Origin of the sequence: Rhodococcoides fascians A44A (assembly GCF_000760735.1) — a bacterium.
Taxonomy (GTDB): Bacteria; Actinomycetota; Actinomycetes; order Mycobacteriales; family Mycobacteriaceae; genus Rhodococcoides; species Rhodococcoides fascians_E.
In genome coordinates this window covers 36,947-58,927 of the sequence record NZ_JMEX01000004.1, presented here as the reverse complement: position 1 = coordinate 58,927, position 21,981 = coordinate 36,947, and the positions used below count along the sequence as shown (strand labels likewise).

Sequence of the window (21,981 nt, the reverse complement as noted above, 5' to 3'; positions counted from 1 at the left end):
CCTCGGTACTGACTCAGAACACACGGAACCCCGGTCCACCTGGACCGGGGTTCCGTGCTGTCGGTGGCCATGCCGTGCGGTTATCCGTTGGGACCGAATGAACCGTTCGGTCACTCCAAGTGACCGAACGCCACGTTCGCTCCGCCTTGGGCATCCGCCGTTGGGACCGAATGAACGGTTTGGTCAGTCAGACTGACCGAACGCCACGCTCGCTCCGCCTTGGGCAACGGGGCGTGCCCGAGCCCGTCTGCGCTGGGGAGCACGAGGACGGCCCCTGGGAATGCAGCAAGACCCGGGCTCGTGGGGTGAGCCCGGGTCTTGTCGGAGTGCGGAAGTTATTTCTTCTCTTTGCTTCCCGCCAGGGTGCCGAGGTAGAGCTCGATAACCTTGGGATCGTTCATGAGGTTGGTGCCGGTGTCGGTGTAGGCATTTCGGCCCTGGTCGAGGACGTATCCGCGGTCGCAGATCTGGAGGCAGCGGCGTGCGTTCTGTTCCACCATGATGATGGAGACGCCTGTTGCGTTGATCTTCTTGCAGCGGATGAAGACTTCGTCCTGGAACATGGGGGAGAGGCCTGCGGACGGTTCGTCGAGCAGCAGGACCGATGGTTCCATCATCAGGGCACGGCCCATGGCGACCATTTGTCGTTCGCCGCCGGAGAGTGCGCCTGCTTTGACTTTCTTGCGTTCGCCGAGGAGTGGGAAGAGTTCGCTGACGAAGTCGAAGCGTTCCGCGAATTTCTTCGGCCGCAGATAGATTCCCATTTCGAGGTTTTCCTCGATGGTGAGTGACGGGAAGACGTTCTGTGTCTGCGGCACGTATCCGACGCCTTTGGTGACCAGGACGTGGGCTTCGGCGGAGGTGATGTTGTCTCCGCGGAGTCTGACCGAGCCCTTGCGGACGGGGATGAGCCCGAACAGTGTTTTGAGCAGGGTCGATTTTCCTGCGCCGTTGGGGCCGATGATGCCGACGATCTCGCCGTCCTTCAGGAAGAAGTTGCACTCTTCGAGGATGTTGACGCCAGGGATGTATCCGGCGACGAGGTTGTCGGCGCGGACGAGAGCCCCCTCGGCGAGCCGGGCGTGTTCTTCCGGTGTTGCGGCGAATTCGGCGGGGGTCAGTTTGTCGGTGTTCGGTTCGCTCATTTGCCGTCTTCTTCCTTGGCGTGCTTGCCGGTTGCGACGTCGGCAGACGCGACGAACTCGGGCTCGGACAAGTCGCCGCCTGCTTCGAGCTCTTCGGCTTCGGCCTGTTCCAGCGCTTCGGCCAGTTCGGCTGTGGCGCCGACGGGATTGCCGTTCTCGTCGAATTCGAGGGCCTGGTCGTGATGGCTTCCGAGGTAGGCGTCGACGACAGCACCGTTGTTGGACAGGTCTTCCGGGGTGGATTCGGCAATGACGCTGCCCTGCGCCATCACGACGACCCAGTCGCTGATGTCGCGAATGACGTCCATGTCGTGTTCGACGAACACCACCGTCATCCCGTCGTCGCGCAGCGACTTGATGTGACCCAGAAGGCTCTGTGTCAGTGCGGGATTGACGCCTGCCATGGGTTCGTCGAGCATGACCACGGCCGGATCGGTCATGAGGGCGCGCGCCATTTCGAGTAGTTTGCGTTGCCCGCCGGACATGGAGCCGGCGAGGTCGTCGGCCTTCGCGTCGAGCTTGAATCGCTCGAGCAGTTGGTAGGCCCGGTCGGTGATCTCCTTCTCCTGCTTCTTCCACGTCCAGGGCATCAGTGTGTTGACGATCCGTTCGCCGCGCTGGCCGGTGGCGCCGAGACGAACGTTGTCCAGCACAGTGAGTTTGGACAATGCTTTGGTCAACTGGAACGTGCGTACGACGCCCTTGCGCGCGACTTGGTGGGGGTGCATCCGGCCCAGTGACTGTCCGTCCATCGACCAGGTTCCCGTGTCGGGGCGGTCGAATCCGGTGAGCAGGTTGAACAAGGTGGTTTTACCGGCACCGTTGGGGCCGATGAGGCCGGTGATGCAGCCTCGCTGGATCTCGAGGTGTGCGACGTCGACTGCTTTAAGGCCGCCGAAGGTTCGGGACACTCCGTCGACGACGAGCGTCGGATCCGGTTTTGCCGCACCGGGAGTCTGGGGGACTCCGGCGAACAGCGATGACCTCTCCTGAGCGCTCAGTGGCCGCCGTGCGTCCGCTGTTGTCTTGTCAGGCATTGAGCTGTACCTCTCGCTTGTTGCCGAGAATGCCTTGCGGCCTGAACACCATCATCACGGCGATCAGAATGCCGAGGAGTACGAATCGAGTGGCGCCGACCTGCTGTTCGGTCAGGTTGAGCAGGGGATCGGGACCCGAAATGGCTTGCCGCAGGATGGCGTCGGGGATGGAGAGAAGGAACCAGAACAGCATGGCGCCGAGTACCGGGCCGAACACTGTTGCGGCACCGCCGAGAATCAACGCACCGAAGGCGAAGAACGTCTGCGCGGTGGAGTAGAAGTCCGGGTTGATGGACTTGGTCTGCAGGGCGTTGAACACGCCGCCCATGCCTCCGATGACGCCGCCGAGGACCAGAGCCTGCATCTTGTAGACGAAGACGTTCTTGCCGAGCGATCGCGCTGCATCCTCGTCCTCGCGGACGGCCTTGAGAACGCGGCCCCATGGGCTGTGCGTGAGCAGATAGATGAATCCGCAGAGGATCAGTACGAGCGACCATCCGACCACCATGGCCCACAGGTCGTCACCGTAGAACTTCACGCCGAGGAACGCGTACTGCTTACCGGAGTCGAACGGGCTGAGAGAGGTGAACGGGTCGGCGAAGCCGAAAATACCGTTGGTGGACTTGGTGATCGGATCGGACGCCGTCGATCTGAAGACGAGTCTGAGGATCTCCGATGCGGCGATCGTGACGATCGCGAGATAGTCGGCGCGCAGCCGTAGCGTCGGGATGCCGAGGACGAGTGCCAGCAAGCCTGCGGCGCCGAGGCCGACGAGAATGCCCAGCCACAGAGGCTGCTGGTAGGTGATCGTCATGATGCCGACGCCGTAGCCGCCGAGCAGCGCGAAGCCGATCTGACCGAAGTTGAGCAGCCCGGCGTAGCCGAAGTGCAGATTCAAGCCGATTGCGAGCAGTGCGTAGAAAATTGCCGACGGCCCGACCAGTTGGGCGAGCGAGACCTGGAGTGCTCCGAGAATATCCACGTTGTCACCCGATCCTTTGCCGCGAGCCGAGTATGCCCTGGGGTCTGACGACGAGGATGAGAATCAAGACGAGCAGTCCTCCGATGTATTTGAGATCGGGATTGATGATCATCGTCGACCACTGGACCAGCAGTCCGACGATGACGCAGCCGAGGAGGGCTCCGTACGCAGTTCCCAAGCCGCCCAGTGTGATTCCTGCGAACATCAGGAGCAGCAGCTTGAAGCCCATCTCCCACTGAACGCGGCCACCGAGCTCGGAGAGCCCGAACAGGACGCCGCCCAGGGCGGCGAGGCCACCACCCATGCACCAGACGAAGGTGACGACGCGCTCGACATTGATTCCCGACGAGGCGGCGAGGTCACGATTGTCGGCAACGGCGCGCATCGCCTTGCCGATTCGGGTGCGCTGCAGCATCACCGCGACGCCGACGAGGACGACGATGCTGATGACGATGCAGGCGAGGTTGACATTGGTGATCGCCAGCGGTCCCCATTCGTTCTGGGTCTGCGCCTGGTAGTCGGCGAACGGTTCGGCGCGATCGGAGAAGAAGATCAGGATGAGGTATCGCAGTGCGATGGCCAATCCGATCGACACCACGAGTTGAGCGATCAAGCCGGTCTTCCGTTTTCGCAACGGGCGCCAGATCACTGTGTTGTTCAGCCAGCCGATCGCGATGCCGACGATGATCGCCAGGATCGTCGCCCAGATCAGCTGTATGCCCATGCTGACGTTGAAGACCCACGCGGCCACGGCGCCGAGCGTCACCAACTCGCCGTGCGCGAAGTTGGTCAGGCCCGTGGTGCCGAAGATCAGGCTGAGGCCGACGGCTGCCAGTGCGATGACCAGACCGAAGCGAAGGCCGTCGACGGTGGTCCTGATGAATTTCTCGTAGAACGGCACTTCCGTGGCCGTTCTGGCTTCACCGAAGGAGAAGATGACGGTGTTGGCGCGTCCGGCCTGCACGTCGCGTTCCACCGAGCCCTGGACGCTGACTCCGTCCGGGAGGGTTTCGGAGTCGACTTCGAATGTGTATGTGCCGGGCGACAACTGGAGTGTCCAGCGGCCTCCGTCCTGAGAGGTGGTGCGAACCACCTCGTCACCGGAGGAGTCCAGTGCCTTCACATCGACGTCGGCAAGGCGTTCACCGCCGTTGTTGAGGCTTCCGCTCACGGCGACCGCGTCGGCGGGCGGTGCGTCCGAGATCGCGGTGGGCGGGGGAGTAGGGGTCGGTTCTTGAGCTGCGGCAGTGCCACCGAACGTCACTGCTGCTATGGATCCGAGTATCGCCAACATGAGGATCTGTCTCAGAAGGCGGAACGAACGTCGGTCTGTGTACCGAATTCGGATCTTCCTTCGGGTCCATCGAACATTTGGAGCCACGCACGTCCTCCGGACGGTTGTCGGGGTGAGCCCAGGATCGGGCTCGGCTGCTTGCAATTGTCGGACTCTAACCGTTGGAACCGCACGAAATCGGCGTCTCGAATTTCCGATAAGTATCATTTGTGTTTCGAACTACGTGAACAGGCGAAATCGCAGCAGATTCCCATCCGCGCCCGCCGCTGTCGGACCCTCTACCTAGACTGGGCAACCGTGAGCCCCGTAACCGACGCCAGTGCCGCATCCGCACCCTCGACCGGCAAATCAGCCGACGGTCAGCAACCGACGCTGTTGCTCATCGACGGTCACTCGATCGCGTTCCGCGCGTTCTTCGCCCTGCCCGTGGAGAACTTCAAGACCACGAGCGGCCAGTCGACCAACGCGGTCTACGGGTTCACCTCCATGCTGATCAACCTCCTCCGGGACGAGAAGCCGACGCACATCGCCGCAGCCTTCGACGTCTCTCGGCAGACGTTTCGCGCCGAGCGATTCCCGGACTACAAGGCCAACCGCAGCAAGACCCCCGACGAGTTCGCCGGCCAGGTGGACATCACGAAGGACGTCCTGGGCGCAATGGGTATCCCGGTCATGGCCGAGCCGGGTTTCGAGGCCGACGACATCATCGCCACGTTGGTCACTCAGGCCGAAGCGCTCGGCTACCGCGTTCTCGTCGTGACCGGTGACCGCGACTCGCTGCAGCTCGTCACCGACAACGTGACCGTGCTCTACCCCAAGAAGGGGGTTTCGGAGCTCACCCGGTTCACCCCGGAGGAAGTGACCACGAAGTACGGGTTGTCGCCGTCCCAGTACCCCGACTTCGCGGCGCTGCGAGGCGACCCGAGCGACAACCTGCCCGGAATCCCCGGCGTCGGCGAGAAGACGGCGACCAAGTGGATCGTGCAGTACGGCTCTCTGGAAGAACTGGTCAACAACGTCGACAAGGTGAAGGGCAAGGTCGGTGACGCACTGCGCGCCAACCTGTCCTCGGTCGTCCTCAACCGCGAGCTCACCGAAATGGTGCGCGACGTGCCGTTGCCGTACACCCCGGACCAACTCGAACTGGCACCGTGGGATCGCGAGAAGATCCACGGCTTGTTCGACGACCTGGAGTTCAGGGTTCTCCGTGACCGCCTTTTCGACACGTTGTCCTCGGCCGAACCGGAGGCGGAGGAGGGCTTCGACGTCAAGGGTGGCGCCGTCCCCGTCGGAGAGCTCGCCTCGTGGCTTGCCGCTCACGCGTCGACGGGTGAGCGCCACGGACTGTCGGTCGTCGGTCCTCGTCGCCCGTTCGACAGTGATGCCGTGTCCATCGCGATCGCCGCGTCCGACGGTGAGGGCGGATTCGTCACGACGAGCTCACTCGATCCGTCGGACGAGACAGCGCTCGCGGCATGGTTGGCCGACGAAACGCAGCCCAAAGCCCTTCACGAGGCCAAGTGGGCCATCCATGCACTCCGCGGTCGGGGATGGACTCTGGGCGGGTTGACGAGCGATACCGCACTCGCTGCATACCTCGTTCGTCCGGGGCAGCGAAGCTTCAACCTGGACGATCTGTGCCTGCGCTACCTCAAGCGTGAGCTTCGGGCCGAGGACTCCGTCGAAGGGCAGATGTCCCTACTGGACACCGAGGACGTCGCCGAAGCCGCGGTGGCCGAGGGCGAGATCCTGCGAGCGCAGGCCATACTCGATCTGGCGGCTGCACTGGACTCGGAACTGACCGACATCGAATCGACGTCGTTGCTGTCCGAGATGGAGCTACCGCTCCTCGGAGTTCTCGCGGACATCGAAGCGACGGGCATCGCCGTCGATCGCACCCACCTCGAGGAACTCCAGAGCCGCTTCGCCGGGCAGGTGTCCGACGCCGCCAATGCCGCCTACGAGGTGATCGGCAAGCAGATCAACCTGGGTTCGCCGAAGCAGCTGCAGGTCGTGCTGTTCGAAGAACTCGACATGCCGAAGACGAAGAAGACCAAGACCGGTTACACCACCGATGCAGACGCACTGCAGGGCTTGTTCGAGAAGACCGAGCATCCGTTCCTGAAGTTCCTGCTGGACCACCGTGATGCGACGCGCATGAAAGTGACCGTCGACGGGTTGCTCAAGTCCATCTCCGACGACGGGCGTATCCACACGACGTTCAATCAGACGGTCGCAGCGACGGGCCGCCTGTCCTCGACGGAGCCGAACCTGCAGAACATTCCGGTTCGTAACGAGGCCGGGCGCCACATCCGCGACGGGTTCGTCGTCGGCGAAGGCTACGACATGCTGCTGACGGCCGACTACAGCCAGATCGAGATGCGCATCATGGCCCACCTGTCCGGCGACGAAGGTCTGATCGAGGCGTTCAACACCGGCGAGGATCTGCACAGTTTCGTCGGAGCGCGAGCCTTCGGTGTTCCCATCGAAGAGGTCACCCCGGAGCTGCGTCGTCGGGTCAAGGCCATGTCGTACGGGCTCGCCTACGGGCTCAGCGCCTTCGGGTTGGCTGCGCAACTCAAGATCTCCACGGACGAAGCCAAGCAGCAGATGGAGGCGTACTTCGCTCGCTTCGGCGGCGTGCGTGATTACCTGCGGAACGCGGTGGAGGAGTCCAGGAAGGTCGGATACACATCCACGTTGTACGGCCGTCGCCGCTACTTGCCGGACCTCAACAGCGACAACCGTCAGCGGCGTGAGGTTGCCGAGCGTGCCGCGTTGAACGCTCCCATCCAAGGCACGGCTGCGGACATCATCAAGGTTGCGATGATCGACGTGCACAAGTCGTTGAGCGCGTCGAATCTGAAGTCGCGCATGCTGCTTCAGGTTCACGACGAGTTGGTGCTCGAGGTGGTCGAATCCGAGCGCGACGAGGTCGAGGCACTGGTTCGCGACAAGATGGCGTCGGCCATTTCGTTGTCGGTTCCGCTCGAAGTGTCGGTCGGTACGGGGCGTAGTTGGGACAAGGCCGCGCACTAGGCGCTATCCGGCCCCATCCGACAAGGACACCGCTCGACCACACAGTTCAGGGCCGGTCGCAGTTGCGACCGGCCCTGAACGCGGCAATGCCGTCCGAATTATTCGCTGTCAGCGGCGGCAGGCTGCTCGGCGATCTGCTTGCGCACCTCGTCCATGTCGAGTGCCTTGACCTGTCCCACCAGATCCTCGAGTGCCGCGGCGGGGAGTGCGCCGGGCTGCGCGAAGACCAGGACGCCCTCACGGAACGCCATGATCGTGGGGATCGACTGGATGTTGGCAGCGGCCGCCAATCCCTGCTCCGCCTCGGTGTCGACCTTGGCGTGCACAACATCCGGGTGGGATTCCGAGGACTTCTCGAACGTGGGCGCGAACTGGCGGCACGGTCCACACCACGACGCCCAGAAGTCCACGAGCACCACGTCGTTGCCGCCGACGATCTCGTCGAAGTTCTGCTGAGTCAAAGTCTGTGTTGCCACGCCTGCCCTTTCGTCGATGTTTGCTTCTCTGGATCCCTCAACGCGCCCCGGGCTCGAAATCATCCCGGGTCATGCAGGTTGCGGCGCCGCCCGGAACGTACGTCGGTACGAGTTCGGCGTCGTACAGCGCAGCCGGACGAAGTGTTGCCGCAGCACAGCGGCATTTCCGAAGCCCACGCGTTCGGCGATGACATCCATCGACAGGTCCGAGTTCTCCAGTAGCTGTTGCGCCGCCAGTACCCGCTGGTCGTTCAACCAGCGGGCGGGCGTGGTCCCGGTTTCGGCCTGGAACCGGCGCGCGAACGTGCGTGCGGACATGTTGACCCTCGCGGATAATGTCTGGACCGACAGTTCGGTATGCAGGTTTTCCGTCATCCAATCCAGCAGTGGCGCAAGGGTATCGACCTCGACGGCGGGGAGGGGCGTGGTCACGAACTGGGCCTGGCCGCCGTCCCGATGCGGCGGTACGACCATCCGTCGCGCGATACCGTTCGCCACGACGCTTCCCTGCTCCTTGCGGACGATATGAAGACACAGATCAATGCCGGCAGCCGTTCCCGCGCTGGTCAGGACATTTCCGTCGTCGACGTAGAGCACGTTGCGGTCGACCTCGGCGAGAGGATATTCCGCGGCCAGTCGGTCCGAGTGTCGCCAGTGCGTCGTGCATCGCCGTCCGTCGAGCAATCCTGCTTTGCCGAGAAGAAAAGCGCCGTTGCACAGGCTCGCGACCTTGGCGCCCCGAGCAACAGCGGCGCGTAACTTGCCGAGCAGGGGCTCCAGTGTGTCGTCGAGTTCCGAGTTGCACAGCGCGGAGCCGTCGGAGGCCAGGTGGGTACCTCCCGCCGGAATCACGATGAGATCGGCGTCGTCCAGCTGGGACAGGTCGTACGGAACGTCTATGGTGTAGCCGAACCGGGATCTGACGGGTTCCGCCACGCCTGCGATCAGAGAGAAGTCGTAGGTGGGCAGTCCCTCGTCGGACCTGTCGAAGCCGAACACCTCGCAGGCGACACCCATCTCGAATTGCTCGGTCAGTGGCAGCAGTGGAACGACGACGCGTTTCAACATGTCGGCAAGTATGGCAGAAAAACGTGGAACTGTGTCGTATCTGCCACTGTTGGTGTGGAACCCCTGCTAGCAGGCTTGCATCCATGACCATCGCACTGATTTTCCTGGCCACGATCAGCCTGGTGTACCTCGCGACGATGCTCGGTTACGCCCCCGACACCCATGCCGAGGTGACTCAGTTCGGTGACTACAAGTTCTGATGACCGGGCCGCGTCGCGAGCCACTCACGCTTGCCGTCACCGTCCCATCGACGCAGTGCCACCGTGTGTCCGACGAGGTCCGGTTGTGCCGAGTCCAGGCGCACGAGCGCTTCGGCCAGCTCGACCCGCGTCATCCGTCGTGCAAGCGTGACGTGTGGTGACCACTTACCGGGCTGAGTGTGGGATCTGTTGCCGTCGGCGTCCCCCAGAATCGTTGCCGCTCGAGAGTGCAGGTCGAGCAGCTTCCTCGAGGGGACGACTGCACGCGCGAGGGTGATGTGCTTGCCCCGGAACAGCACGTAAGCCCCGAGCCGAATCGGGAACTCCACAGCGAGGTACTCGTCCGCGATGCGCGCGTCCAACCCCTCCATTTCGTCGGCGACCGCCAGGGTCACATGTGGCCTGTTGGACTCGCCGGTGTGTCGCGCCTGGCTGGGCAGGTCGGCGTCGAGCAGGATCTGCCACTCGCGCCGGACCGCGGCATCGAGGGATTCGTCGAGAAGCAATTCGAGAGACTGAACCATAGTCAGTCATGATTGCCGATATGGCACACGACGGAGTCACGAAGGTGAGAATCGGCTCGATGCTCGGCGACGGCATCGGGCACGAGATCGTTCCGGCGACCCAGCGCGTCGTCGACGCCGCTGTGGGGGCGGAGCACGCCCTGGCCGTGGAGTGGGTCGAGTTGCCGCTGGGGCACGCGGCGATCGAGTCGCACGGAACGCCGGTTCCGGAGTCCACGCTCGCGGAACTCGATGCGCTCGATGCCTGGGTACTCGGCCCGCACGACAGCGCGTCGTATCCGGAGCCTTTCAGGTCTCAGTTGACGCCGGGCGGTGTGATTCGCAAGCGATTCGATCTGTACGCGAACATCCGCCCTGCCAAGGCTCATCCCGGTGTCCGGGCGGTGTCGAACGGGATGGACCTCGTCGTGGTCCGCGAGAACACGGAAGGGTTCTACGCAGACCGCAACATGTTCGTCGGCAGCGGGGAATTCATGCCGACGCCGGACGTCGCTCTGGCAGTCGGCGTGTTCACCCGGGCCGCGTGCGAACGGATCGCCCGAGAAGCATTCGTGCTGGCACGAACGCGGTCGCGGCACGTCACCATCGTGCACAAGACCAACGTCCTGTCGTTGACCACGGGGTTGTTTCGCGACGTCTGTCGCGGCGTGGCCGCGAGCTTTCCCGATGTGAGCGTGGACGAGCACCACATCGACGCTCTGACTGCCCACCTCGTTCGGCGGGGAGAGGATTTCGACGTCATCGTCGCGGAGAACATGTTCGGCGACATTCTGTCCGACCTCGCAGGTGAGCTGTCCGGATCGCTGGGAATGGCACCGTCGGTGAACACGTCCGAGAACAAGGTGATGGCGCAGGCAGCGCACGGATCCGCACCGGATATCGCCGGAACGAACAGAGCCAATCCGACGGCGTTGTTCCTCTCTGCCGCAATGCTTCTCGAATGCCTGGCGACCCGACACGGCGACACGCGGCTGGCGCACGCTGCCGGGCGGATCCGGCACGCCGTCGACGGTGCCCTCGAATCCGGAGTGGCCACAGCCGACCTCGGCGGCACCGCGTCGACCGGTGAGTTCACCGAGACCGTTCTCGCGAGAGCGCTGCGGATCTGACTGCGCCCCGCGTGCCGAGGCCGCCGAAGGTACGAAAATGCCCTGAGGTTCGACGCGCCCGCGTTACTGTTCGATTACCCGGACAGCACGGGCGACGAACGTCGCCTAGGGTTCGTAGGTCCGGCTCACCGCTCGACGTGGTGCGGCCGTGCAGGACTGTCGCGTTGCATCGTGTTTGGATTTCGGAGGATTTCTCGTGTTTGATCGCTCGTACTCGAAGACCGCTCGGGTGTTGTTGGCAGTGGGCGGCGCCGGGGCGCTGTTGCTCTCGGGCTGCGCCCAGAACACCGAAGAAGGTGCTTCACCCGCAACCGACGAGACGACAGCTGTCGAGGTGACCAAGGTCGACGAGATCGCGGCGACCCTGCCGGAGAAGAACGTGTCGTCAGGGACTCTCGTCGTCGGTGTCAACGTGCCTTACTCGCCCAACGAGTTCAAGGATTCCTCGGGCAAGATCGTCGGTTTCGACGTGGACCTGATGAATGCAGTGGCAGGCGTGTTGGGCGTGACGGCACAGTACGAGGAAGCCGACTTCGATCGGATCATTCCGTCGATCCAGGGCGGTACGTACGACGTCGGGATGTCGTCGTTCACCGACACCAGGGAGCGTGAGCAGACCGTCGACTTCGCCACGTACTTCAACGCGGGTACGCAGTGGGCGCAGCAGACGGGCGGAAGCGTCGACCCGACGGACGCCTGCGGGCTGAAGGTCGCCGTGCAGACCACCACGATCCAGGATCAGGAGGAAGTTCCTGCGAAGAGCGAAGCGTGTGTCGCCGCAGGCAAGCCCGCCATCCAGATCGAGAAGTACGACAGCCAGGACGATGCCGTCAACGCACTCGTACTCGGGCGTGTCGACGCGATGTCCGCCGATTCACCGGTCACCGCGTACGCCATCAAGCAGACCGGCGACAAGCTGGAGGCGGCCGGTGACGTGTTCGACTCTGCTCCGTACGGTTACCCGGTCGCCAAGGGATCGCCGTTGGCGGCAACCCTGCAGCAGGCAGTGCAGCACCTGATCGACAACGGTCAGTACCAGACCATCGCGGAGAACTGGGGCGTCGAGGCGGGCGTCATCGAGGAGTCGCAGATCAACGGTGCGGTCAACTGATCCGCGGTCTGCTGCACTCACTCGTCGAAAGGACTTAGTGTGACCTCCTCGGCTTCGCCCGGCGCCGGCCGTTCCGGATCCTCGGACGGTTCGAGCACGGATCCGGCGCCGATCAAGGCGATTCCGCTGCGCCACCCGGGACGCTGGATCACCGCGGTCATCGTCATCGTGTTGTTCGGGCTGTTCGTGTACGGGGCTGCAACCAACCCTGCCTATGGTTGGGGCACGTACGGGCGCTACCTGTTCGACAGCCGGATCGGCAACGGTGTCTGGATCACCGTGCAACTGTTGGTCTACTCGATGGTCATCGCGATCGTGTTGGGCGTCGTCGTCGCGGTCATGCGATTGTCTCCCAACCCGGTGCTGCGCAGTGCCGCGTGGATCTACCTCTGGATCTTTCGCGGGACCCCGATCTACGTCCAGCTCACGTTCTGGGGACTGGTTCCGGTCATCTACCGCGAGGTGGCGCTCGGAATCCCGTTCACCGTTCAGTTGGCGACGTTCGATCTGCAGTCGCTGTACTCGGCGTTCTGGTTCGCGGTGATCGGGCTGGCCCTCAACGAGGCCGCCTACATGGCCGAGATCGTGCGCGCCGGCATCAACTCGGTCGGTGAAGGTCAGGTCGAGGCGTCGACGGCACTCGGCATGTCCTGGTCCCAGACGATGCGTCGGACGGTGTTGCCGCAGGCGATGAGGGTGATCATTCCTCCCACCGGTAACGAAGTGATCAGCATGCTGAAGACCACCTCGCTGGTCATCGCTGTGCCGTTCACGGGTGAGCTGTACGGGCGCGCCCGTGATATCTCGGGAGTGAACTTCGAGCCTGTGCCGCTGCTGCTCGTGGCGTCCACGTGGTACCTGGTGATGACGAGCATCCTGATGGTCGGGCAGTTCTACCTCGAACGCTATTACTCGAAAGGTGTGTCTCGTAAGTTGACCGGTCGCCAGTTGCAGGCCCTCGCGGATGCGCAGGGTGGCAAGCCGTTGCCCGTGCAGCGCTCCAGCGAAGGCGGCCCGTCGTGAGTCCGATGGTCAAAGCGCAGCAGGTGTGCAAGAACTTCGGCGCGCTGCAGGTTCTCAAGGGGATCACCCTCGAGGTCGACAAGGGCCAGGTCCTGTGCATGGTCGGACCGTCGGGATCGGGCAAGTCGACGTTCCTGCGGTGCATCAATCACCTCGAGCAGGTCAATGCCGGCCGGTTGTACGTCGACGACGAGCTCGTCGGGTACGAGGAGAAGAACGGCAAGCTCTACGAACTGCACCCGAAGAGGGCAGCACAGCAGCGCCGTGACATCGGAATGGTCTTCCAGCACTTCAACCTGTTCCCGCACCGAACGGCTTTGGACAACATCGTCGAGGCGCCGACGCAGGTCAAGGGCATCAAGAAAAAGGATGCGACGGCCCGAGCGAAGGAACTACTCGACCGGGTGGGTCTCGCGGACAAGGCCGACGCCTACCCGGCCCAGCTGTCCGGCGGCCAGCAACAGCGGGTAGCGATAGCGCGGGCACTGGCGATGGACCCCAAGCTCATGTTGTTCGACGAGCCGACGTCCGCACTCGACCCCGAGCTGGTCGGCGAAGTCCTGGGAGTCATGAAAGAACTCGCGCGCGACGGAATGACCATGGTCGTGGTGACGCACGAGATGGGCTTCGCCCGTGAAGTTGCGGACCAACTGGTGTTCATGGACGGCGGCGTCGTCGTCGAATCGGGCGACCCGAGATCTGTTCTGTCCAACCCGCAGCACGAGCGGACGCAGGCGTTCCTGTCGAAGCTGCTCTAGCTCGGTTTCCGAGCGCTGAAGATCGCGGTTCCGGGGAAGAGCTGACCGCGGAGTGGGCTCCACTGACCCCACTCGCGGTCCAGCCACTCCGGCCAGTCCGGTTCGACGATGTCCACGACCTCGAGTCCGGCGCCGACGATCTCGCGGACCCGGTCTCCGATCGTGCGATGGTGCTCGACGTACGTCGGCACGCCGTCGGCATCGAACTCGACGTACGGAGTTCGGTCGAAGTAGGGGATCGTCGCTGTCAGTCCGACCGGTCCCGGATCGTCGGGGAAGATCCACCTCATCGGGTGGTTCACCGCGAACACCCAGATTCCGCCGGGACGAAGTACGCGCGCGACTTCCTTCATCACCCCGGCGGAGTTCGCCACGAACGGCACGGCACCGAAAGCCGAGCATGCGATGTCGAAACTCGAATCGAGGAACGGAAGCGCCTCGGCGCTCGCCTGCACCAGCGGAACGTGATCGCCCGCGGCGGCCATGGCATCGACGCCGGTGCGCAGCATCCCTGCCGAAATATCCAGGCCGACGGCGCGGGCCCCCTGGGCGCCGAGCCACCGAGCACACGGCGCGGACCCGCAGCCCACTTCGAGGACATCTCGTCCGGACACGTCGCCGAGCAGGTGCACGTCGCCCTCGTGAAGACCTTCGGGGCACCAGACGAACTCTCCACGTTCGGACCCGACACCCAGAAACTCCCCGTGAGTGCGGTGGTACTCGTCGGCGTCGGAATCCCACCACGATCGGCTGGCTCGGTCGCTTGCCTCGGAGTCGATACGCGCACGGCCCGGGACGGCGGGAGACTGCGGGGTGTCGGTCACCGGAAACACGTTAGCTGGATTGCTCGAACGTGGTGCTGTCGCGTTTGCCCACCTGTGACCTGGTCGAGTACCCTTACTGACGCGAGTGTGTTCACGCTGCCCCTGATCCGTCGAGGTTCGAGGGTGCGCGGGAACATTTTCGTTCTCGATCTGTTCTTGCATCACGAGCAGTAGGTGTCTTTCGACGCATACGGTTCTCGTTCTGTTCAGAACTACGTTCTACAGTCCGACCGAACATCCATCAACCGATACCCAACCCGTCCGGAGCAACTCAACACATGCCCTCAACCACAACCTCACCGCAGGTAGCCGTCAACGACATCGGCTCCGCAGAGGATTTTCTCGCCGCTATCGACGCCACGATCAAGTACTTCAACGATGGTGACATCGTCGAAGGCACCATCGTCAAGGTCGACCGCGACGAGGTTCTGCTCGACATCGGTTACAAGACCGAAGGCGTCATCCCTTCCCGTGAGCTCTCCATCAAGCACGACGTCGACCCCAACGAGGTCGTCTCCGTAGGCGATGAGGTCGAAGCTCTCGTCCTCACCAAGGAGGACAAGGAAGGCCGCCTGATCCTGTCCAAGAAGCGTGCGCAGTACGAGCGCGCCTGGGGCACGATCGAAGAGCTCAAGGAGAAGGACGAGGCCGTCAAGGGCACCGTCATCGAGGTCGTCAAGGGTGGACTCATCCTCGACATCGGTCTCCGTGGCTTCCTTCCCGCCTCGCTCGTCGAGATGCGTCGCGTCCGCGACCTCCAGCCGTACGTCGGCAAGGAGATCGAGGCCAAGATCATCGAGCTCGACAAGAACCGCAACAACGTGGTCCTGTCGCGCCGCGCATGGCTCGAGCAGACCCAGTCCGAGGTTCGCAGCGAGTTCCTGCACCAGCTCCAGAAGGGCCAGGTCCGCAAGGGCGTCGTGTCCTCCATCGTCAACTTCGGTGCCTTCGTGGACCTGGGTGGCGTCGACGGACTCGTGCACGTCTCCGAACTGTCCTGGAAGCACATCGATCACCCCTCCGAGGTTGTCGAGGTCGGCACCGAGGTCACCGTCGAGGTTCTCGACGTCGACCTGGACCGCGAGCGCGTGTCACTGTCGCTCAAGGCAACGCAGGAAGATCCGTGGCGCCAGTTCGCTCGCACCCACGCGATCGGCCAGATCGTGCCCGGCAAGGTCACCAAGCTCGTTCCGTTCGGCGCATTCGTTCGCGTCGAAGAGGGCATCGAGGGCCTCGTGCACATCTCCGAGCTGGCCGAGCGCCACGTGGAGGTCCCGGACCAGGTCGTCGGCGTCGGCGACGATGCACTCGTCAAGGTCATCGACATCGATCTCGAGCGTCGTCGTATCTCGCTGAGCCTCAAGCAGGCCAACGAGGACTACGCAGAAGAGTTCGACCCGTCCAAGTACGGAATGGCCGACTCGTACGACGAGCAGGGCAACTACATCTTCCCCGAGGGCTTCGACTCCGAGACCAACGAATGGCTCGAAGGCTACGAAAAGCAGCGTGAAGAGTGGGAAGGCCGCTACGCCGAGGCAGAGCGTCGCCACAAGATGCACACCGCTCAGATGGAGAAGACGGCCAAGGACGAAGCTGCCGAAGCCGCCAACACCAACTACTCCTCCGAGTCGGGTCAGGTTGCCGACGCCGAAGGTGATGCTCCCGCAGCATCCGCTCCGGCATCGACCGGCGGATCACTCGCCAGCGACGCACAGCTCGCTGCACTGCGTGAGAAGCTGTCGGGCAACGCCTGATAGACACTGTCCACCCCTAGGGGTGTGACCACAGCCCCGGCCCTCCCTTCGAGGGCCGGGGCTTCGTCGTTCGCCCCACCTCCTTCGAGACCGAATGTGCCGTTCGGTCACTTGAAGTGACCGAATGTTCCGTTCGGTCACCGAAGGGGCGGGAGGTGGTGCATCCGGGAAAACAAGAATGGACCCGATTCCGCGAGGGAATACGGGTCCATCGTCGTTTCGACGGGGTGGCTCAGCCTGCGACGGCGGGACTCCACTGAGCGACGGCGCCTGTCCGCTTGCGCATGGACGCGAAGCTGTGACGAGCCGGGCTGAGCAGGTTGGTGAACCAGTTGCGCCGATGGTCGGCCAACGCCAGGGCAACCTCGGGGATCAGAATGACGTGAACTCCCGATTCCATGCCGAGACGGTGCCGACCCGGTTGGATCTGATTGCTTCGCATCGAAAGTCCTTTTCGCTAGCAGTGGGTCGGCAAATACTTATCTCGCACGACGAAGATAACGGACACGGAGCCGAACCTGGTGCATTTGAGGCTGGTGTGCTTCGGCGTGTTTCGGTGAGAGACTGGGGACATGTTGAGACTCGGCCTCACCGGAGGCATCGGAGCAGGGAAGTCGACCGTGTCGAAGAGGCTGGCGGAGTTGGGCGGGGTGCTCGTCGACGCCGACGTGATCGCTCGGGAAGTCGTCGAGCCCGGGACTGTGGGTCTGCAGGAGTTGGTGGAGGCGTTCGGCGACGACATTCTGGCTGCCGATGGCTCGCTCGATCGGCCGGCGTTGGCGGCCAAGGCATTCGGTGACGATGCCTCTCGCGCGACGTTGAACTCGATCGTCCATCCGCTCGTCGGGAAGCGTACTGCCGAAATCATCGAGGGCGCCGCGGACGATGCCGTCGTGATTCAGGACATCCCACTTCTGGTGGAAGGCAAGATGGGTGCGCTGTTCCAACTCGTCGCTGTCGTGTTCGCCGATGCCGAGGAGCGGGTGGAACGACTTGTAGGCCAGCGGAAGATGCCGGAGACGGATGCGCGGGCCAGGATTGCTGCTCAGGCAACGGACGAACAACGCCGCGCGGCGGCGGATATCTGGATCGACAACAGCGGCGCTCCGGATGATCTCGACGACGTGGTGCGTGATCTGTGGACCGAGCGCCTGGTGCCGTTCGAGAGGAACATCAGAGACGGCGTGATCGTCAGAACACATCCTGAACTCGTTCCGGCAGATCCTCGGTGGGCAGCTCAGGCCGAGCGCATCAAGGCGCGCATCGCGGTTGCGGCTGGAAGTTCAGCTGTGAGAATCGATCACATCGGCTCGACGGCGGTGCCCGGTCTCGACGCCAAGGACGTCATCGACATCCAGGTCACCGTCGCGAGTCTCGACGACGCGGATGCACTCGCGGAACCGTTGCGTCGGATAGGGTTTCCCCGCAACGCCAACATCACCGCGGACAACCCCAAGCCCGCCTACGGAATCGGCGGTGAGGCTGATCCTGCGTTGTGGACCAAGCGTTTCCACGGTTCGGCGGACCCGGGCCGGACGGCCAACATCCACATCCGCGTCGACGGGTGGCCAGGGCAGCAGTTCGCGCTCGTCTTCCGTGACTGGCTGATCGCCGATGTCGACGCGACCGCCGAGTATCTGGAAATCAAGCGCGCCGCTGATTTCGCGGCCAAGGATCGGTCCGATTACCAGTCCGCGATCGAGGCTTACGTCGGCGTGAAGGAGCCCTGGTTCGACCGAGCCTACGTGCGCGCCTGGGAATGGGCGGAGCGCACGGGTTGGAAGGCCTGAGAGCGAGCTCGTTCCCCGCTGCCGCATGAATGGACCATGCAAGCCGGCAGACCGTATGAATGGAACTTTCAAGCGATGGCGTCCCGCGCTGGAGCGAACCTCCGAAGCACTCCAGTCGTGTGGATGATCCGTTCGAGCGGTAGGGGACCGAACCCTCGTACGTGAGACCTCGACTTCTGCGTGACCTCAAGTGTTGCGTGGACGCCAGGTCGTGGGCATGCCCAGGGAGTCGAGCCAGGCGTCGAGGTCGTAGTCGTGGGAGGCGAGGCCGGCGACGGCGAGGACGGAGCGGTTGACTGCGAGGTCGGCGGTTGCGGTGTCGAGGTGGCCCTCGACTCTGGCTTCGAGGAGTTCGTCGGCGTCGAGGTAGTCGAATCCTCGTCCGGTGCGGACGCTGAGGTCGAGGTAGTGGTCGACGGAGGTCCAGGCGTCGACGCCGGGTGTGAACTCGCCGATGTCGATGTAGTAGTCCTGGTCGCGTTCGCTTCCTGGGGTGTAGTGGAAGATCGAGGCGCGCAGCCCGAGGCTGGGCAGTAGCCAGGACTGCAGGTAGTCGAATTGTGGGTGGTCGGACGGCCGCGCCATGTAGAGGCCCCACGGTTCGACGCGGTACTCGTCCACCGGGCGCACGAATCCCTTCGGGTCGGTGTTGGTGAGACCGACGACGTCGAAGTACTCGACCTTCGGTGGGTGGACGTGTACGTGTGGTGCCGCGGCGGGTGCGTCCATGGGTGAACAAATTACCTGGACGCGGCTCGAAAGGAACCTGTCGGTGGTCGCGTCTACCCTGGTTTCATGGCGTTTGCATCCGAACATCCCGTGGTGGCTCATTCCGAACACCGTCCGGTCGGAGAGATCGAACGGACGGGTCCGGCGTTCGAGGTTGTCAGTGAGCACAAGCCTGCCGGTGACCAGCCGACGGCTATCGCCGAGCTGGAACGCAGGATCAAGGCCGACGAGAAGGACGTGGTCCTCCTCGGTGCCACCGGAACGGGTAAGTCGGCGACCACGGCGTGGTTGATCGAGAAGTTGCAGCGGCCGACGTTGGTGATGGCGCCCAACAAGACGTTGGCGGCGCAGCTGGCCAACGAGCTTCGCGACATGCTGCCGAACAATGCGGTCGAGTACTTCGTCTCCTACTACGACTACTACCAACCCGAGGCGTACATCGCTCAGACGGACACCTACATCGAGAAGGACTCGTCGATCAACGACGACGTCGAGCGGCTGCGGCATTCCGCGACGGCAAACCTGTTGTCCAGGCGGGACGTCGTCGTGGTCGCGTCGGTGTCGTGCATCTACGGCCTCGGTACCCCGCAGTCGTACGTGGATCGCTCCATCGAATTGCAGGTCGGCGTCGAGGTGCCCCGGGACGCACTGCTGAGGCTCCTCGTGGATGTTCAGTACACGCGCAACGACATGGCGTTCACACGCGGATCGTTCCGGGTGCGCGGCGATACGGTCGAGATCATCCCGTCCTACGAGGAGCTGGCGGTTCGCATCGAGTTCTTCGGGGACGAGATCGAGGCGCTGTACTACTTGCATCCGTTGACCGGTGACACCGTCCGCCAGGTCGATTCCGTCCGTATTTTCCCGGCGACGCACTACGTTGCCGGTCCGGAGCGGATGGAGAAGGCGGTCGCGAACATCGAATTGGAGTTGGAGGAGCGCCTCGCCGAGTTGGAGAACAAGGGCAAATTGCTCGAGGCCCAGCGACTTCGCATGCGCACGCAGTACGACCTGGAGATGATCAAGCAGGTCGGGTTCTGTTCGGGCATCGAGAACTACTCGCGTCACATCGACGGCCGCGGACCGGGTACCGCTCCGGCGACGTTGATCGATTACTTCCCGGAGGATTTTCTTCTCGTCATCGACGAGTCCCACGTGACGGTGCCGCAGATCGGCGCGATGTACGAGGGCGACATGTCGAGGAAGCGCAACTTGGTGGAGTTCGGGTTCCGGCTTCCCTCGGCAACGGACAATCGACCGTTGACCTGGGAAGAGTTCACGCAGCGTATCGGTCAGACGGTGTATCTGTCGGCGACGCCCGGCAAATACGAGTTGGGGCAGACGGGCGGAGAGTTCGTCGAGCAGGTCATCAGGCCCACCGGTCTCGTCGATCCCAAGGTCGTGGTCAAGCCCACCAAGGGGCAGATCGACGACTTGGTTCACGAGATCCGCGAGCGCGCGGACAAGGACGAGCGCATCCTCGTCACCACGTTGACCAAGAAGATGGCCGAGGACCTGACGGATTATCTGCTCGAGCTCGGCATCCGCGTCCGGTACCTCCACTCGGACATCGACACCCTCCGGCGCGTCGAGCTTCTCCGTCAGCTCCGCCTGGGCGAGTACGACGTTCTGATCGGAATCAACTTGCTTCGTGAGGGACTCGACCTTCCCGAGGTGTCCTTGGTCGCGATTCTCGACGCGGACAAGGAAGGGTTCCTGCGGAGCGGCACCAGCTTGGTCCAGACCATCGGTCGTGCGGCACGTAACGTCTCGGGCGAAGTCCACATGTACGCGGACAAGATGACGGACTCGATGACGTATGCCATCGAGGAGACCGAGCGGCGACGTGAGAAGCAGATCGCGTACAACCTCGAGAAGGGTGTCGATCCTCAGCCACTGCGCAAGAAGATCGCCGACATCCTGGATCAGGTGTACGAGGAAGCCGAGGACACCGAGGAGTCGGTCGAGATCGGCGGCTCCGGGCGTAACGCGAGTCGTGGGCGCCGTGCGCAGGGGGAGAAGGGCAGGGCCGTCAGCTCGGGTGTCTACGAGGGCCAGGACGTCAAGTCGATGCCGCGTGCAGAGCTTGCGGCCTTGGTCCAGAATCTCACCGATCAGATGATGAACGCCGCCCGCGAGTTGCAGTTCGAGCTTGCCGGACGACTGCGCGACGAGATCCAGGATCTGAAGAAGGAGCTGCGCGGAATGGACGCGGCCGGGTTGAAGTAACCGGCTTTCGCTACGGTTCAACCCATGGATGCTTCCACTGCCGGCCGGAGTGCCCGCGCACTCGAACTTCTGCACTCGTTGAGCTATTTCGTCCCGGAGACCCAGGACGCCTTGTCGGGGGCAGGCCTGGAGGGGCGTGCGCCGTACTTCGCCGGTCGTGCGGCTCCGCTGGGGGCTGTCGGTGCGGGCGTGGTGGCCGCAACGTTCTACAACTTCAATCGTGAACTGATCGAGCCGTTGGTACCCGCGGCGTGGAAAGCGGTGTCGCCGGAACGAGTCGTCGAGATCCGTTACCGAGCTGTCGGTGACGCCTACACCCGTCTGTTGGGGCAAGACGTGGTGTCGTCACATGCCATGGCCGAGGCCGCCGAGTTGGCATCGATCGCGGCGAGCCACATTCCCGGCGACGACGGACGTCCCCTGTACGCCGCGTACGCCGAGCTCGACTGGCCCGAGGTGCCCCACCTTCGTTTCTGGCACGCGTTGACGCTTCTCCGTGAGCACCGGGGCGACGGACATATCGCGGCACTGCAGACAGCCGAGTTGAGCGGAATTCAGGCGCTCATCACGCACACTGCAACGGGCAAGGGGTTCGAGAAGGAATTCGCTCGGAAGCGTCGCGGGTGGTCGACCGAACAGTGGAACGACGGCCTGGACTCTCTTCGGGACCGTGAGATCGTAGACGCGGACGGTGCGCTCACCGAACACGGCAACGACCTCCGCGAGCTGGTGGAGGACATCACCAACGACTTGGCCCTCGCGCCCTGGGCTGCTCTCGGTGAGGAGGGCGCAGCGCGCCTCGTAGAGCTCGCGACACCGTGGCGGGACACGGTCATCGATCAGGGCGTGTTCCCGAACGGTGTGTTCAACAAGAAGTAGGCCAGGTGTC

The 21,981-nt window shown here is 63.5% G+C and carries 19 protein-coding genes; 9 read left to right on the top strand and 10 right to left on the bottom strand.

All coding sequences use genetic code 11. The features are described from left to right. Window positions 1-335 precede the first annotated feature (335 nt). Genes BH95_RS01250 through BH95_RS01235 form a run of 4 tightly spaced genes read right to left on the bottom strand, consistent with a single transcriptional unit; the run spans window position 336 to window position 4,458 of the window. Window positions 336-1,145: an ABC transporter ATP-binding protein gene (locus BH95_RS01250; RefSeq protein ID WP_019665838.1), complete on the bottom strand. Its 810-nt coding sequence runs from the start codon at window positions 1,143-1,145 to the stop codon at window positions 336-338. Beyond that, entirely contained in the window at window positions 1,142-2,182 is a 1,041-nt protein-coding gene (locus tag BH95_RS01245; protein WP_020112030.1) for an ABC transporter ATP-binding protein, read from the bottom strand. The genes BH95_RS01250 and BH95_RS01245 overlap by 4 nt, the downstream gene beginning before the upstream one ends. Beyond that, window positions 2,175-3,164, bottom strand: coding sequence for a branched-chain amino acid ABC transporter permease (locus BH95_RS01240; RefSeq protein WP_019665836.1), 990 nt, complete (start codon window positions 3,162-3,164; stop codon window positions 2,175-2,177). Before BH95_RS01240 ends, BH95_RS01245 begins: the two co-directional genes overlap by 8 nt. A 4-nt stretch (window positions 3,165-3,168) precedes the next feature. Next, the gene (locus BH95_RS01235; protein ID WP_019665835.1) at window positions 3,169-4,458 is read right to left on the bottom strand and encodes a branched-chain amino acid ABC transporter permease; all 1,290 of its coding nucleotides are present in this window, start codon (window positions 4,456-4,458) and stop codon (window positions 3,169-3,171) included. A gap of 297 nt (window positions 4,459-4,755) precedes the next feature. Between BH95_RS01235 and polA the strand changes: the two genes are divergently transcribed. Then, window positions 4,756-7,497 carry a DNA polymerase I gene (polA, locus tag BH95_RS01230; protein WP_020112031.1) on the top strand — a complete coding sequence of 914 codons (2,742 nt, stop codon included), beginning with the start codon at window positions 4,756-4,758 and terminating at the stop codon, window positions 7,495-7,497. Window positions 7,498-7,595: 98 nt separating this feature from the next. On the opposite strand, the gene trxA is transcribed toward polA, so the two are convergent. The 3 genes from trxA to BH95_RS01215 all read right to left on the bottom strand — a co-directional run bounded on the left by trxA (window position 7,596) and on the right by BH95_RS01215 (window position 9,765). Then, entirely contained in the window at window positions 7,596-7,973 is a 378-nt protein-coding gene (gene trxA, locus BH95_RS01225; protein WP_019665833.1) for a thioredoxin, read from the bottom strand. A 69-nt stretch (window positions 7,974-8,042) separates the two neighbouring features. After that, window positions 8,043-9,041 (bottom strand): helix-turn-helix domain-containing protein, encoded by a 999-nt coding sequence (locus tag BH95_RS01220; RefSeq protein ID WP_037180695.1) that lies wholly within the window; start codon window positions 9,039-9,041, stop codon window positions 8,043-8,045. Between the two features lie 187 nt (window positions 9,042-9,228). Continuing rightward, the gene (locus BH95_RS01215) at window positions 9,229-9,765 is read right to left on the bottom strand and encodes a 2'-5' RNA ligase family protein (RefSeq protein WP_020112034.1); all 537 of its coding nucleotides are present in this window, start codon (window positions 9,763-9,765) and stop codon (window positions 9,229-9,231) included. Window positions 9,766-9,785: 20 nt separating this feature from the next. Here BH95_RS01215 and BH95_RS01210 point away from each other — a divergent pair, with 20 nt between their 5' ends. The 4 genes from BH95_RS01210 (at window position 9,786) to BH95_RS01195 (ending at window position 13,766) form a co-directional block, all read left to right on the top strand. Continuing rightward, entirely contained in the window at window positions 9,786-10,874 is a 1,089-nt protein-coding gene (locus BH95_RS01210; RefSeq protein WP_037180693.1) for an isocitrate/isopropylmalate dehydrogenase family protein, read from the top strand. A 196-nt stretch (window positions 10,875-11,070) separates the two neighbouring features. Continuing rightward, on the top strand, window positions 11,071-11,985 hold the full coding sequence (locus BH95_RS01205; protein WP_052059961.1) for an ABC transporter substrate-binding protein: 915 nt from the start codon (window positions 11,071-11,073) through the stop codon (window positions 11,983-11,985). Window positions 11,986-12,024: 39 nt separating this feature from the next. After that, window positions 12,025-13,008 carry an amino acid ABC transporter permease gene (locus BH95_RS01200; RefSeq protein WP_020112037.1) on the top strand — a complete coding sequence of 328 codons (984 nt, stop codon included), beginning with the start codon at window positions 12,025-12,027 and terminating at the stop codon, window positions 13,006-13,008. Window positions 13,009-13,013: 5 nt separating this feature from the next. Continuing rightward, window positions 13,014-13,766 (top strand): amino acid ABC transporter ATP-binding protein, encoded by a 753-nt coding sequence (locus BH95_RS01195; RefSeq protein WP_019665826.1) that lies wholly within the window; start codon window positions 13,014-13,016, stop codon window positions 13,764-13,766. On the opposite strand, the gene BH95_RS01190 is transcribed toward BH95_RS01195, so the two are convergent. Further along, window positions 13,763-14,599: a class I SAM-dependent methyltransferase gene (locus BH95_RS01190; RefSeq protein WP_019665825.1), complete on the bottom strand. Its 837-nt coding sequence runs from the start codon at window positions 14,597-14,599 to the stop codon at window positions 13,763-13,765. The genes BH95_RS01195 and BH95_RS01190 overlap by 4 nt on opposite strands. Before the next feature lie 269 nt (window positions 14,600-14,868). Here BH95_RS01190 and rpsA point away from each other — a divergent pair, with 269 nt between their 5' ends. Continuing rightward, complete coding sequence (rpsA, locus tag BH95_RS01185) at window positions 14,869-16,344, top strand: 30S ribosomal protein S1 (RefSeq protein ID WP_019665824.1); 1,476 nt, start codon at window positions 14,869-14,871, stop codon at window positions 16,342-16,344. 232 nt (window positions 16,345-16,576) lie between these two features. Here the strand turns inward: rpsA and BH95_RS01180 are convergent, their stop codons facing one another. Next, entirely contained in the window at window positions 16,577-16,786 is a 210-nt protein-coding gene (locus tag BH95_RS01180; protein ID WP_019665823.1) for a hypothetical protein, read from the bottom strand. A gap of 130 nt (window positions 16,787-16,916) precedes the next feature. Here BH95_RS01180 and coaE point away from each other — a divergent pair, with 130 nt between their 5' ends. After that, window positions 16,917-18,134 (top strand): dephospho-CoA kinase, encoded by a 1,218-nt coding sequence (coaE, locus tag BH95_RS01175; RefSeq protein WP_019665822.1) that lies wholly within the window; start codon window positions 16,917-16,919, stop codon window positions 18,132-18,134. 186 nt (window positions 18,135-18,320) lie between these two features. Here the strand turns inward: coaE and BH95_RS01170 are convergent, their stop codons facing one another. After that, the gene (locus BH95_RS01170; protein ID WP_020112038.1) at window positions 18,321-18,863 is read right to left on the bottom strand and encodes a DUF402 domain-containing protein; all 543 of its coding nucleotides are present in this window, start codon (window positions 18,861-18,863) and stop codon (window positions 18,321-18,323) included. Window positions 18,864-18,929: 66 nt separating this feature from the next. Here BH95_RS01170 and uvrB point away from each other — a divergent pair, with 66 nt between their 5' ends. Both uvrB and BH95_RS01160 read left to right on the top strand, forming a co-directional pair. Then, window positions 18,930-21,092 (top strand): excinuclease ABC subunit UvrB, encoded by a 2,163-nt coding sequence (gene uvrB / locus BH95_RS01165; RefSeq protein ID WP_019665820.1) that lies wholly within the window; start codon window positions 18,930-18,932, stop codon window positions 21,090-21,092. A gap of 24 nt (window positions 21,093-21,116) precedes the next feature. Continuing rightward, window positions 21,117-21,971: an SCO6745 family protein gene (locus BH95_RS01160; RefSeq protein WP_020112039.1), complete on the top strand. Its 855-nt coding sequence runs from the start codon at window positions 21,117-21,119 to the stop codon at window positions 21,969-21,971. The last annotated feature ends 10 nt before the right edge of the window (window positions 21,972-21,981 follow it).